Genomic DNA, 12,973 nt, shown 5'->3' with positions numbered 1-12,973 from the left:
ATTAATTTATGTAAAGATAAATACTCTTCTGACAATCAGTATTTTAAAATATAATTAGTGCTCTTTTTTAAAAATTAGGTTGACGCTCATGCGATAGCTATCGGGACTGAAAGGTTTGATAACTAATTAATTAAACAAAAATTATCAAAGCCTAAAAACATTTTCCCATAATCGGCAAATGGAAGGTGCGAGTTTGTCACCATGATATGATTGATTCCATTAGCAGGAAATGTCAATGTGCTTGTGTCAATAGAAATACTTGTAGTCATCCAAGCATTTGTTGTACTTGACGTAACGACTATTTCTCCTAAAAACACCGTATTTGAAACACCAAACAAATCGATGTTGGAAGGTGTGGCAATTCCTGTTGGATTTGCTGGCAAAGGGTCTGAAGTCGGGTGATAGACCCCATAAATCCCAATCTTCACATCTCGAGAACTTGCGCAATTTTCGCTCATATTGGCGTAATCAAAAGACAAATTATATACTCCTGTATTTTGATGTATTGAGGTGGTCAGTTCATTAAACATCCCTTCTCTATAGGTGGCATTACCTGCAGGATTGGTTGTGTTTTCAATCCACATGCCGGCAAAAACGCCAGACGTTGGTGTCGGGCCTACAAAACAACCGGCTCCGTAATTAGTTGTTGTGTCGTTGAACAAATCGGCAAGGCTACCCGATTGCCATAACGGTTTCCAATGCGTGGCCAAATCTATATCCTGATCTACAACAGCATTGGGATCTCCGGTTACAATTTCAAAATCTCCATTTTGTATAAATCCAGGACAAGAGCTGATGATTGGGTATTTTGGGATGCACTCACACACATCATTTACAGTGCCATCAGCATCACCATCGCCATTGGAATCGCAGGCATCGCCAATGTTAAATTGTAGGTCTTGGCAATCCAGAATTTGGTTGTATTCGCATAAATCATCATTACTACAAGAAAATTGTAGGAAAACAAAGACTAAGAACATCAGCTTTAAAAGGTTAGAACTCATCTTATGTGTTTGGGTTTGGTTTGTTTTATATATTGTTTTCATGTTTTTCGTTTTGAAATCAAGAACCTCAGAACCCGTCCGACTGGCACGGGCAGGCAAGCCCATGAGGTATGAATAATGAATTGTCTTTTCGATCGAGGCAAACCTCGGGGTATTAAAACCTACTGTTGGAAAATAAATCAAGGCAGCAACTAACGACTGCCTTGATTGGGTAATTGATTAATAGCAGACTAAATCAAATGGTATTAAAAGCATACGACTTTAAATTCTGTTCTGCGGTTGATGCGATGCTCATCATCTGAACACGGGACATTATTGCCACACTTGGTATTCTTGAGTTCACTTTCACCTGCACCTCTTGCAATTAAGCGACTTTTAGAAATCCCTTGATTGACGATATAGTCAACGGTTGCATCTGCACGACGTTGTGATAGTTTTCTGTTATACTCATCCGAACCTTGGCTGTCGGTATGAGATGACATTTCTACTTGAATATTTGGATTATCCTGCATGAGTTTTACTATGCGTTGGAGATCTGCAATGGCTTCAGGCAAGATGTCAGCTTTGTCCAAATTAAAATTAATATTGTCTAACTTTATTGCTTTTCCACAAGGATCCACACACATTTCAAAATCTATAAACAGAGTGTTATCTCTATTATATGAGCTTGTTAAAATCTCGACATCATTAGAATAGTAACCTTGCTTTTTACCGTTTAATGTGTAATTGGAAGCTTGTTTGAGATGGAACATAAAATTGCCGTCAACATCGGACAAGGTGTGCTTCTCTCCTGGGTTGATGTTGTCTTTAAGCAAAATATCAACACTCTGTATGCCTTCATCACTATTACACTCGACTACATTTCCTTTTAGTATAAAGTTTTTATCACCATAAAGAATAACTTTTTGAATTCCTGAGCTTTCCTTCTGACAGTTTTTGAACTCATCTTTTGTGATGCTCTCTTCTTCTAAACTGACATTATAGAGTTTACCTTTAATGATATAGTCACCTTCAACCACCTCATTAAAAACCACGACACCATAGGAGTTTGTCGTTCCACTTTGTACAATGTTTCCGTTAAGATCGGTTAGAACAACGTCAGTATCTGGAAGTATTTCTCCCGTAAACTTGTCTTTAGCCGTCACGGTCACACCACACCCGCAAGTTGCACAGCAATGTGGAAAATGATCTTCTTCACAAACAGGACAGGTATTTTCTTTTTTGCTTTTTGTGAACTTATAGGTGATGCCAGCAAATAATCCCACTGAAGATATATCACAATCGCATGGCTCTTCACGGAACGTTGGTTCTCCATCCAACAAAATCATTGGCCTGTCAACATTTTCCGAGTAAGAGGTAAAAGGCTGGTACATTGCCGATACTCCAGATTCACTCAATTCTTCAACATTGAAGTGCCTCATATAGTAGGCTCCGGCATTGATGCCCCAATTTTTATTCAAGAGATAGGTAAAGCGTAACTGTCCCTTAGCCGTGAGCACTTGTGAATCGTCATAGCCTGCGTGGAAATTTAATGGATAGGTATTGGGAGTGGCTGAACTGCCTTCCAGATAGGTCCGACCTCCTTTTATTGAAGCGAGTCCAAAACGCGTATTAAGCTCAGCTGTAAACGTTCCCATTTTATTTCTAAATTGGAAGTTTGGACCAATTCCATAGAAAAAACGTGTAATCTTATCTTCAGTTAAATCAAAGGAATCGATCGGTGTCATCCAATCGGCTTCATAAAGATCAGCAGTTGGATAGGTGCTTTTCGGTTTGTTTTTTATGTAGTCCACATCTGCACCTACTCCAAACCAATTCCAGTAATAATCTAAAGATAGACCTAAGTCCATCCCGCCTTTATAATCTATATGGGGCGTATTGTTGTTATAAGTAGGAAAATCATAACCAACTCTTGGGCTCAGCTGAAAATAATTTCGATCTAAAGGCTCTTCTTGGGCCATAGTTGAGAATGTGCTCGCAAACACAACTAACATTCCTAATAATTTTATTAAATTCTTCATCTTAAAAAGTGTTTTTAATTATGTTACTTACACTTATATAAAGACTGCCTCAAATTTGTTACCCCATATTTGGAAAAATTTTGTGTATTTATGTCAAGCCCCCTTGTAGTTCATAGAGTATATGGAACTAAATTTTTGATATAAACGACTCTAGATCTGCTAAGATGGAGTGTGCCATAAAGGCCAATTGTAATGAACCATTTTAAACATCTCATTATATCGACATGATATGAAGTCCGACTGAATAGATGTAAAATGCAAGAGTTTTCAATAAGGAAAGTCGTGCTATTTGAGTAAATTTGAGCGTTTTAATCAAGAACCTATGGTATTAAACCGCTGGTGGGAATAAAATGCATATATGGTTTTATTATTTGGCGCTATTAATCCCATTTGTTCACTTAAAACAGAAATTATAATCCTCAGAAGATCTATCCTATGGCACATCACAGCACCTATTTGAACCCAAAACACAAGGTCATCCCACTTGACCAGCTTCATCTCAATGAAGACATCAGGGCGCGCATCAATCAGTTATTGGAAGAATTCACCTATATCAATGCGCTCAACAGCCTGAATATTCCTGTTGACAATAAAATCTTACTATATGGCCATACCGGATGTGGAAAAACTGCTACTGCCTACGCCATAGGACAGGCCTTAAACAAAAAGGTGATTGCCATTAATTTAAGCGGATTTGTATCGTCAAAATTAGGAGAAACAGCAAAAAATTTATCTGAGCTCTTCAAAAAAGCATCGAATGATGATGCAATTTTATTTATAGATGAATTCGATTTTATCGGTAAACTAAGAGATTATGATGAAAAAGATTCTGGGGAAATGAAGCGTTTGGTGAATACCCTACTTCAGCTCATAGATAATTTGCCAGATAACGCCTTATTGATTTGTGCTACGAACCATTTAGGAATTATCGATACTGCCTTATTAAGACGGTTTCAGATCAGATTAGGGTACACATTACCTACTAAAGAAGATCTCAACAAATATTACGATAGTATATTATCAGGTTTTCCTAAAAATCTCAATACCATAAAAAGAAGCTACGGCATATCTTACGCAGAGGCAAAAGATAGCATCCACCAACAAATTAAAGCCAATGTCATCCGATTTGAAAAGCAGAAAAAACACTTGTTATTTTCTTATGACACATTAAGGTCGCCAGATTTACAGATTCAACATTATGGCAGAAAGCTCGAAGGAATAGATGGCGCTTTATCTGGATATACATTAAAAGATTCAACAATTAATGATGTTTCTATGACTGAGCATAGTCATACAACCACGCCTCAAATTGCCATAAAATCTAAAGAAAAGAGCGATACATTAAAAGGAATGGTGTTTGAAATCACTGGTGAAGAACTTGTAGAGACAGATAAAATGGCAGCTCCAAATTCCAACAGAATTTTGGCAACCACCGACGCTGGTGTAGAAGTCTGGGTTTATGTTGAAAGTAATGCATTTTAATATGGAAACCACGATTCAGAACAATATCGCAACTATCCTTGGTAGAATTGAAAACGCTTGTAAAAACGCCAACCGAAATCCTGATGACGTAAAATTGCTATTGGCCACAAAAACCGTCTCAGCAGAAAATATTAAAATTGCTTTTAGCAAACATCAAACCTTAATTGGTGAAAACAAGATTCAAGAGATTAAAGAAAAGTATGAAAGCCTAAAGCCCTTCGTCCACCAAAAACACTTTATAGGCCATCTCCAAACCAATAAAGTCAAGGAATTGATAAGATATGATGTCGACTGTATTCAGTCCTTAGATCGGCTCAGATTGGCAGAGAAATTACAAAACAGGTTGGAATATGAAGATAGAACGATGGATGCCTATTTACAATTCAATACGTCTTATGAAGATAGCAAATTTGGAATGGTTCCTGAAAATGCCGTGAAATTCGCTTTGGAAGTCCAGCAGTTTGACCGGATCAACATCAAAGGACTGATGACGATTGGTCTATTTTCTGCAGAAGATGAGCAGGTTCGGAAGTGCTTCAAACTATTAAAAAACATACAAAAACAACTCCTTGATAAAGATATTTCCGTGAATGAATTATCGATGGGAATGAGTGGAGACTTGGAAATTGCCATTGAAGAAGGTGCAACGATGGTCAGGGTTGGCACCGCTGTATTTGGGAAACGTGAACATCCGGATAGTTATTACTGGAATGAAGGTAAATAGGTTTTATAATTTAGAACCAAGACCGCTTCGCTTTTAGAATAAAGAATCAAAAGTTGGAATGAATTTATATAAATGTTTTTAGAACGAAAAAAACCCAATACAAAAGTACTGGGTTTTTAGTTTTCTACCGGGGCAGAAATTTATTTTACGATTTAAGATTCCTGATTTCTCAGGGATTGGTTATCCGCCAAAGTCGTCAAATCTGATACTCTCATCAGGAATTCCGAAATCCTCGCCCATCTTTTGAACCGCTTGGTTCATCAATGGTGGACCACAGAAATACAATTCGATATCTTCTGGAGCGTCATGATGATTCAAATAGTGATCAATCACACAATTATGGATAAATCCGACGAAACCATCTCCTGGAGCGTCAATATTTTCCTTTACTTTCCAATTATCCTCTTCCATTGGTTCTGATAATGCCATATAGAACTTAAAGTTAGGGAAATCACGCTCTAAAGCACGGAAGTGTTCAATATAGAATAATTCACGCTTAGAACGACCACCATACCAATATGATACTTTACGGCCTGTTTTTAAAGTTTTGAAGAGTTGATACAAGTGAGAACGCATTGGCGCCATTCCAGCTCCACCTCCAACATACAACATTTCACTGTCCGACTCATTGATGAAGAATTCTCCGAAAGGTCCAGAAATAATAACTTTATCACCAGGTTTCTGAGCAAATATATAAGATGATGCAATACCTGGATTGACATCCATCCAACCGTTTTTAGCACGATCAAATGGCGGTGTTGCAATACGAACGTTCAGCATAATTTCTCGTCCTTCTGCAGGATAAGAAGCCATGGAATAAGCACGCTCTACAATTTCGTCATTTTTCATCACTAAAGGCCAAAGCTTAAATTTGTCCCATTCTGCCTGAAATTTATCTGGTGTTTCATGCTCTTCCGGATGCGCAGTGATATCCATATCCTCAAACTTAATTTCACACTCTGGAATTTCAATTTGAATATAACCACCGGCCTTATAGCCCATATCTTCTGGAACTTCAACAACAAACTCCTTAATAAATGACGCCACGTTATAATTTCTAACAACTGTAGCTTCCCATTTCTTGACACCAAATATTTCTTCAGGAATGGTAATTTCCATATCCTGTTTTACCCTTACCTGACAAGATAAGCGTATGCCTTCTTGAATCTCTCTTCTACTGAAGTGAGGTGTCTCGGTAGGTAAGGCTTCGCCTCCGCCTGAAAGCACGTGGCACTCACACTGAATACACGTTCCACCACCACCACAAGCGGATGGTAAGAATATTTTCTGAGCTGATAACGTATTTAACAAGGTGCTTCCTGAACTTACTTCTATCTTTCGTTCACCATTAATGGTGAGCGTTACCGGACCTGATGGAGACAGTTTTTGCTTCACTACAAGTAAAAGTGTTACCAATAATAAGGTAACCACTAAAAACGCGACAACCGTAGCAATGACTGTTCCTAATGTGCTTGCTGCTAATATCATAATCTTAATTATTTATTATCCGTATCGTTTATTTCTTCTATCACAAGATCAGTAATCTTATGTTCCTTTTGGGCTGTAACCATGCCATCTACGGTTTGTACATTATCCTCTGCCACTTCATCACCCCCAGTAAGCATACCACCAAAACTCATAAAGCCAATTGCCATTAAACCTGTAATTATAAATGTAATCCCTAAACCTCTCAGCGGTGCAGGTACATTACTATATCTTATTTTTTCTCTAATGGCAGCAATGGCAATAATAGCTAAAAACCAACCTATTCCTGAGCCTATTCCGTAATTAAGTGCTAAACCTAAAGTTTCAATTTCACGAGATTGCATAAATAACGAACCTCCCAAAATTGCACAGTTTACAGCAATCAATGGTAAAAAGATACCTAATGAATTATACAATCCCGGTGAAAACTTCTCTACAATAATTTCAACGAGTTGCACCATTGTTGCGATGGTCGCAATAAACATAATAAAGGATAAGAAGCTTAAGTCATAATCAGCATATTCTGGCCCCAACCAACTCAAAGCGCCTTCTTGTAGTAGGTACTGATCCAACAACCAGTTTAAAGGCACCGTAATTGCCAATACAAATATTACCGCTGCACCAAGTCCAACGGCAGTCGCTACTTTTTTAGACACCGCCAAGTAAGAACACATACCCAAGAAGTATGCAAAAACCATGTTGTCTACAAATATCGATTTAAAAAATAACTCTAAATGTTCCATTTTTTATAGTCTTCAGTCCTCAGTCCACAGTCTTCAGTAGCACTTGACTGCTTACTGATGACTGCTTACTGCAGACTATTTAAATTAGTCTTCTATTAATTCTTTGTTTCTACTACGTTGTACCCAAATGATAATTCCTACCACAATCAATGCCATTGGAGGCAATACCATAAAACCGTTGTTTTCGTATCCAATAGCGTACAATCCCGTTTTCTCTACCGAGTCTCCAAGTACTTTAAAGCCAAACAATGTCCCTGATCCCAAGAGCTCTCTAAAAAAGCCGACAATAATAAGGATAACTCCATAACCTAAAGCGTTTCCAATACCATCTAAAAAGGATCTCCAAGGACCGTTTGCCAAAGCAAAGGCTTCAAAACGTCCCATAATGATACAGTTGGTAATAATTAATCCGATGAAAACGGAGAGCTCTTTACTTAAACTATAAGCATAAGCTTTTAACACCTGGTCAACAATAATTACCAAGGTTGCAACGACAACCAGTTGTACTATAATTCTAATTTTTGAAGGAATGATATTTCGCATCAATGAAATGACCACGTTACCTGCTCCCATAACAAATATCACAGAAACAGCCATTACTATAGATGGTTTTAGCTGTGCTGTAATTGCCAAGGCAGAACAAATTCCCAAAACCTGAATGGTAATTGGATTGTTATCCGCCAAGGGATCCATGATTAGTTTACTATCTTTTTTTGATAAAAGTCTCATACAATTTTATTTTAATGTCTTGAAATAAGGCACGTACATTCTCAAATCCTTTTTAATCATCGCGGTAACTCCGTCTCCTGTAATGGTGGCTCCTGCAATTGCATCTACAGCATTGTCAGTTTTTCTTTCATTTTTAGGATCTGCATTACCTTTGGCAACAGTTATTCCCTCAAAAGCACCGGATTCATTGAAGAGATGTTCTCCTTCAAAATCATCCATAAAATAACGTTGTTTAATTTCACTACCTAAACCAGGTGTTTCCCCAGCATGATCAAAAAACACACCTTGAACAACCATCTCTTTATCTACAGCTACAAATCCCCAGATAGCATCCCATAATCCCTTTCCTCTAATAGGAATAACATAAATAGGGTTACCATCTTTCACTCCTTCAAACAGGGGTAATTTACGCACATAATTTGGGTCTTTGGCCAGAGCTTCTTCCTTTTTCACATCAAGCAAATAGGCTTCAGAATCCTCGGTAACTTTATCTCCTTCAATTATATATTGCTTTGTAATGGTGCTATTAAACACATCCTCTACTTTATCTGTAGAAATAAACTCAACATCACTTGGTCCTTCATTGGCATTAATGCCCATGGCGTACAATATGTTTTGCTGCTTTTCAAAACGCTCATTCGCTTTTACCAATGGTTTTAAGCCTTGAGCAAGTCCTGCAAGAATAGAACCGACTACCAAAACCATCACAATTGCGAAAATAACGGTATAACTATTTTTATCTGTATCGATCGCCATAATTTAAGCTGTTTTTAATTTTCCTCGTTTTAATCTCTTCTTCACATTGCCCTGAACTACATAGTGATCTATAGTTGGTGCAAATACATTCATTAACAATATAGCTAACATCACTCCTTCCGGATAAGCTGGGTTAAATACGCGAATCATAATGGATATAAACCCAATTAAGAAACCGTAAATCCACTTTCCTTTATTGGTTTGAGAACCCGTGACTGGGTCCGTTGCCATATATACAATACCGAATGCCATTCCACCAATGATCAAATGATGCCAGAACTCCGTACTCATTAATCCATAAAACTTACTGGTTTCGGTAATCCATCCTGCATCAACAACCACGTTAAAAATATATCCCATGACCAAAGCACCAAGAACGGCACTTACCATAATTCTCCAGCTACCTATCTTAGTAAAGATGAGGAATAAACCGCCCAAGAGAATTAAAAGGGTTGATGTTTCACCAACCGAACCTGGGATAAATCCATAAAACATATCCATTACGGAATAATCAACAGGATGCGATTGCGCCAAACTCCCCAAAATGGTTTCACCAGAAATGGCATCGGCAGTTGAGCCGTTTGCAATTTCCTTAGTCCTTTCCACTGCGCCGTGGACCCATACTTTATCACCACTCATCCATGTAGGATAAGCAAAGAATAAAAAAGCCCTAATGGTCAAAGCGGGGTTAAGAATATTCATTCCTGTACCACCAAATACTTCTTTACCGATAACGACACCAAAAGCTACAGCAACAATTAACATCCACCAAGGAATATCAATTGGTACAATTAAAGGAACGAGCATTCCCGTCACCAAATAACCTTCTTCAACTTCATGACCTTTTATAACGGCAAATAAAAATTCAATCCCTAATCCAACACCATAAGAGATGATTACTAAAGGTAGAATTTTCCAAAAGCCCAATATAAAGTTTTGCAAGTTCCAAAATTCACTGCTGAAAAATCCGTTTGTTACTGCTTGAATTTCTCCTACAGCTAAATAATGCTGATACCCAGCATTAAACATTCCGAAAATCAAACACGGAATTAAAGCCATAATGACCGTATTCATGGTACGCTTTAAATCGTCTGCTACTTTAATGTGCGTTCCACCTTGTGCGGTATAGTTAGGTGTATATAGAAAAGTATGCAAGGCATTAAAGGCAGGTGCCATTTTAGTCCCTTTATATTTTTCTCTTAAATTATGTAAGTTCTGTTTTAAACCCATTGTCTCTATATTAACCGATTTCTTCTATCATTAAATCCAAGCCTGCTCTAATAATTTGCTGATGTGGTTGTTTAGACACACAAATAAATTCTGTTAAGGCAAAATCTTCTGGAGCTACTTCATACATTCCCAAAGCCTCCATTTCGTCCAAATCTTCATACAAACATGATTTCAGGATTTGCATTGGATATATATCTAATGGAAAAACCTCCTCGTAATTGCCAGTAAGCACAAAGTTTCGGTGTTCACCATTCATATTGGTATCTAAGTCATAAGTTTTATTTGGAGTCAGCCACGAAAAAGTTAAAGCTCTAGAATTAGAGATTTTATCAAAAATGGGCTTGTTCCAACCAAAAAACTCATAATCATCACCTTCAGGAATAATTGTGATGAGGTTACTGTAATAACCCAAATAGCCATCAGGGCCAATCTGTTTTCCACTTAACACATTGCCGGAAATGATACGATCGTTTCCGTTTTGGTCAACGCCATTGTCATAAACCATGGTAGCTACTTCGCTTGCTATTTTAGTCTTAAAGTAACGTGGCTTTTTAACTGAAGATCCAACAAGCGCAACAATGCGCTCAGCATTGAACTTACCGGTAAGCAATAGCTCTCCAATGATCACTAAATCTTGTGGATTAATGGTCCAAACGGTTTCTCCTTTATTGACTGGATCGATTTTATTGATTTGTGTACCTACGTTGCCACAAGGGTGTGGTCCTGATACTTTATGTAAGGTGACTCCGGAAAGTCCAGCTAAAGGCGAATTTGATTTTGCACCAACACTCACGTGCACTTTGCCGTCAGTTAATTTACCTAATGCAGTAATAGCAGCTTGCAATTCGGCTTCTTTGCCCTGAAGCACATAGTCAAGATCAGCAGCCAAAGGCGCACTGTCATATCCAGAAATAAAAATTGCTTTAGGCGATTGGTCAGCTTTTGCGATAATGTCATAAGGACGTTGTTTGATAAACGTCCAACAGCCAGAGGCCATCAAATGCGCTTTTATAATGTCAGCATCTACAGCATTAACATCCAACTTTCCATAATCTTGGTAGGTCTGTTCTTTATCTGCTTGAATTTTAATACCAACAATGCGTCTTTTCGCCCCTCGTTCAATCTCAATGATCTCTCCTGAAACTGGGGATACAAATTTCACCGCCTCATTGGTTTTGTCATGAAAGATAGGCTCTCCAGCTTTCACCTTTGCACCTTCTTTATAAATCAACCTTGGAGTAACAGCGTGGAAGTCGTCTGGTCTTAACGTATAAAAGTTGCTTACAACCGCCTTTTCGGTAGTTTTTTCAGCTTCACCCTTAAGTTTGATGTCGAGACCTTTTTTAATCTTAATGTCGTTTGACATATTATAAGTCTATTGGTTAATAGTTACAATGATGTGATTTTACACAGTAAAAATCGGTGCAAATTTACGAATTATTTATGCAGATTACATAATTATTGTTATAAAATTTATACGTTAACGATTGCGTAAATCATGCGGTATAATTTTTGTTTATCTTTACCCTTCAAACTGCATGTAGATGACTTCACACTTTAAACATTTTCTCCTACTATTTTTATTTACGGCTTTTGCATTTTCGCAAATTGAAGAAGTCAGTCCGCCCAGCTATATTAAAACAATCGGATTTAAAGGCAATACCAATGAAAGCCAATTGCCCATCTTGAAATTAGGGGAACCGTTGCTCCTGGAGTTTGATGCGCTTACCGGAACTGAACCAGATTTTTATTATGTGATTGAGCATTTTAATTATGACTGGACCCCATCCAATTTAGTGAAATCGGAGTACTTGAGAGGCTTTGACAACCAACGCATCCAGGACTATAAAAATTCATTCAATACCTATCAAATTTATTCGCATTATATGCTTCGAATTCCCAATGAACAGACCAGAGGTTTATTGGTAACGGGCAATTACCTCATGAGCATATTCAATGACGATGATGAATTGGTGTTCTCAAGGAAATTCATGATATATGAAGACCTTGTCAATGTTGGCGTGGCCATCAAGCGCTCAAGAGATGTCAAGGATATCGATAAAAAACAATCGGTGGACATTGTTATCAATAGCAGAAATATAAACTTCAACAACCCCTTGGAAAATGTCAAAAGCTTGATCATCCAAAACAACAACCTCAATACGGCAATTTCAAACGTAAAGCCACAATACACATTAGGGAATCAGTTGATCTACAAATACACTTCAGAAACCAGTTTTTTTGGTGGCAACGAATATCTCTATTTCGAAAACAAAGATGTTCGAGCTGCCAATGTTGGGGTGCAGTTTATTGATTTAAAAGAGATTTATCACAATTATCTTTTTGTCAATACCGCAAGAGCGAATCAACTTTATACCTACAACCCAGACATCAATGGTAATTTTTTGATCACCGCTATAGATGCGAATGACGTTTCCATTGAAGCCGATTACACCATGATCCATTTTGCATTACAATATCCAGAACTGACAGATGGCAGCTCAATTTATGTCTATGGAAATTTCAACAATTACGCTCTTGAACCAGATAACGAACTTCGATTTAATGCAGAAACTGGGCTATATGAATGTGCTTTTCGTTTAAAACAAGGGTTTTACAATTACAAGTATGTGATCACGGATAAAAACGGCATATTAAACGAAGGTGCAATTAGCGGTGACTTCTACCAAACCGAAAACAATTACAAGGTATTGGTATATTATAGGGATTTGGGTGCGCGTTATGACAGATTAATTGGCATGGGCGAAGGGTCTTCTGTCAATATTTCGAATTAAGTTT

At 37.7% G+C, this 12,973-nt stretch carries 11 protein-coding genes; 3 read left to right on the top strand and 8 right to left on the bottom strand.

Annotated features, from left to right (window positions below; translation table 11 throughout):
• Positions 1-122: 122 nt before the first annotated feature.
• Both J4051_RS17205 and J4051_RS17200 read right to left on the bottom strand, forming a co-directional pair.
• A complete protein-coding gene (locus J4051_RS17205; RefSeq protein ID WP_208235118.1) occupies positions 123-1,046 on the bottom strand; it encodes a hypothetical protein in 924 nt (307 codons plus the stop codon).
• 203 nt (positions 1,047-1,249) lie between these two features.
• Complete coding sequence (locus J4051_RS17200; RefSeq protein WP_208235117.1) at positions 1,250-3,025, bottom strand: OmpA family protein; 1,776 nt, start codon at positions 3,023-3,025, stop codon at positions 1,250-1,252.
• 435 nt (positions 3,026-3,460) lie between these two features.
• Between J4051_RS17200 and J4051_RS17195 the strand changes: the two genes are divergently transcribed.
• A complete protein-coding gene (locus tag J4051_RS17195) occupies positions 3,461-4,507 on the top strand; it encodes an AAA family ATPase (RefSeq protein WP_208235116.1) in 1,047 nt (348 codons plus the stop codon).
• 1 nt (position 4,508) lies between these two features.
• Positions 4,509-5,231 carry a YggS family pyridoxal phosphate-dependent enzyme gene (locus J4051_RS17190; RefSeq protein ID WP_208235119.1) on the top strand — a complete coding sequence of 241 codons (723 nt, stop codon included), beginning with the start codon at positions 4,509-4,511 and terminating at the stop codon, positions 5,229-5,231.
• A gap of 180 nt (positions 5,232-5,411) precedes the next feature.
• Here the strand turns inward: J4051_RS17190 and nqrF are convergent, their stop codons facing one another.
• The 6 genes from nqrF to J4051_RS17160 form a co-directional block, all read right to left on the bottom strand.
• Entirely contained in the window at positions 5,412-6,719 is a 1,308-nt protein-coding gene (gene nqrF, locus J4051_RS17185) for an NADH:ubiquinone reductase (Na(+)-transporting) subunit F (protein WP_208235115.1), read from the bottom strand.
• 8 nt (positions 6,720-6,727) lie between these two features.
• On the bottom strand, positions 6,728-7,459 hold the full coding sequence (gene nqrE / locus J4051_RS17180; RefSeq protein WP_208235114.1) for an NADH:ubiquinone reductase (Na(+)-transporting) subunit E: 732 nt from the start codon (positions 7,457-7,459) through the stop codon (positions 6,728-6,730).
• Positions 7,460-7,543: 84 nt separating this feature from the next.
• Positions 7,544-8,188 carry an NADH:ubiquinone reductase (Na(+)-transporting) subunit D gene (locus J4051_RS17175; RefSeq protein ID WP_208235113.1) on the bottom strand — a complete coding sequence of 215 codons (645 nt, stop codon included), beginning with the start codon at positions 8,186-8,188 and terminating at the stop codon, positions 7,544-7,546.
• Between the two features lie 6 nt (positions 8,189-8,194).
• Positions 8,195-8,944 (bottom strand): Na(+)-translocating NADH-quinone reductase subunit C, encoded by a 750-nt coding sequence (locus J4051_RS17170; RefSeq protein WP_208235112.1) that lies wholly within the window; start codon positions 8,942-8,944, stop codon positions 8,195-8,197.
• 3 nt (positions 8,945-8,947) lie between these two features.
• Positions 8,948-10,174, bottom strand: coding sequence for an NADH:ubiquinone reductase (Na(+)-transporting) subunit B (locus J4051_RS17165; protein WP_208235111.1), 1,227 nt, complete (start codon positions 10,172-10,174; stop codon positions 8,948-8,950).
• Positions 10,175-10,184: 10 nt separating this feature from the next.
• Positions 10,185-11,540 carry a Na(+)-translocating NADH-quinone reductase subunit A gene (locus J4051_RS17160; protein ID WP_208235110.1) on the bottom strand — a complete coding sequence of 452 codons (1,356 nt, stop codon included), beginning with the start codon at positions 11,538-11,540 and terminating at the stop codon, positions 10,185-10,187.
• A 178-nt stretch (positions 11,541-11,718) separates the two neighbouring features.
• Between J4051_RS17160 and J4051_RS17155 the strand changes: the two genes are divergently transcribed.
• Entirely contained in the window at positions 11,719-12,969 is a 1,251-nt protein-coding gene (locus tag J4051_RS17155) for a type IX secretion system plug protein (protein WP_208235109.1), read from the top strand.
• Positions 12,970-12,973 lie beyond the last annotated feature (4 nt).

It is taken from the genome of Gelidibacter pelagius (genome assembly GCF_017581925.1).
Lineage (GTDB): Bacteria > Bacteroidota > Bacteroidia > Flavobacteriales > Flavobacteriaceae > Gelidibacter > Gelidibacter pelagius.
This window is presented reverse-complemented; position numbering and strand designations above follow the sequence as displayed.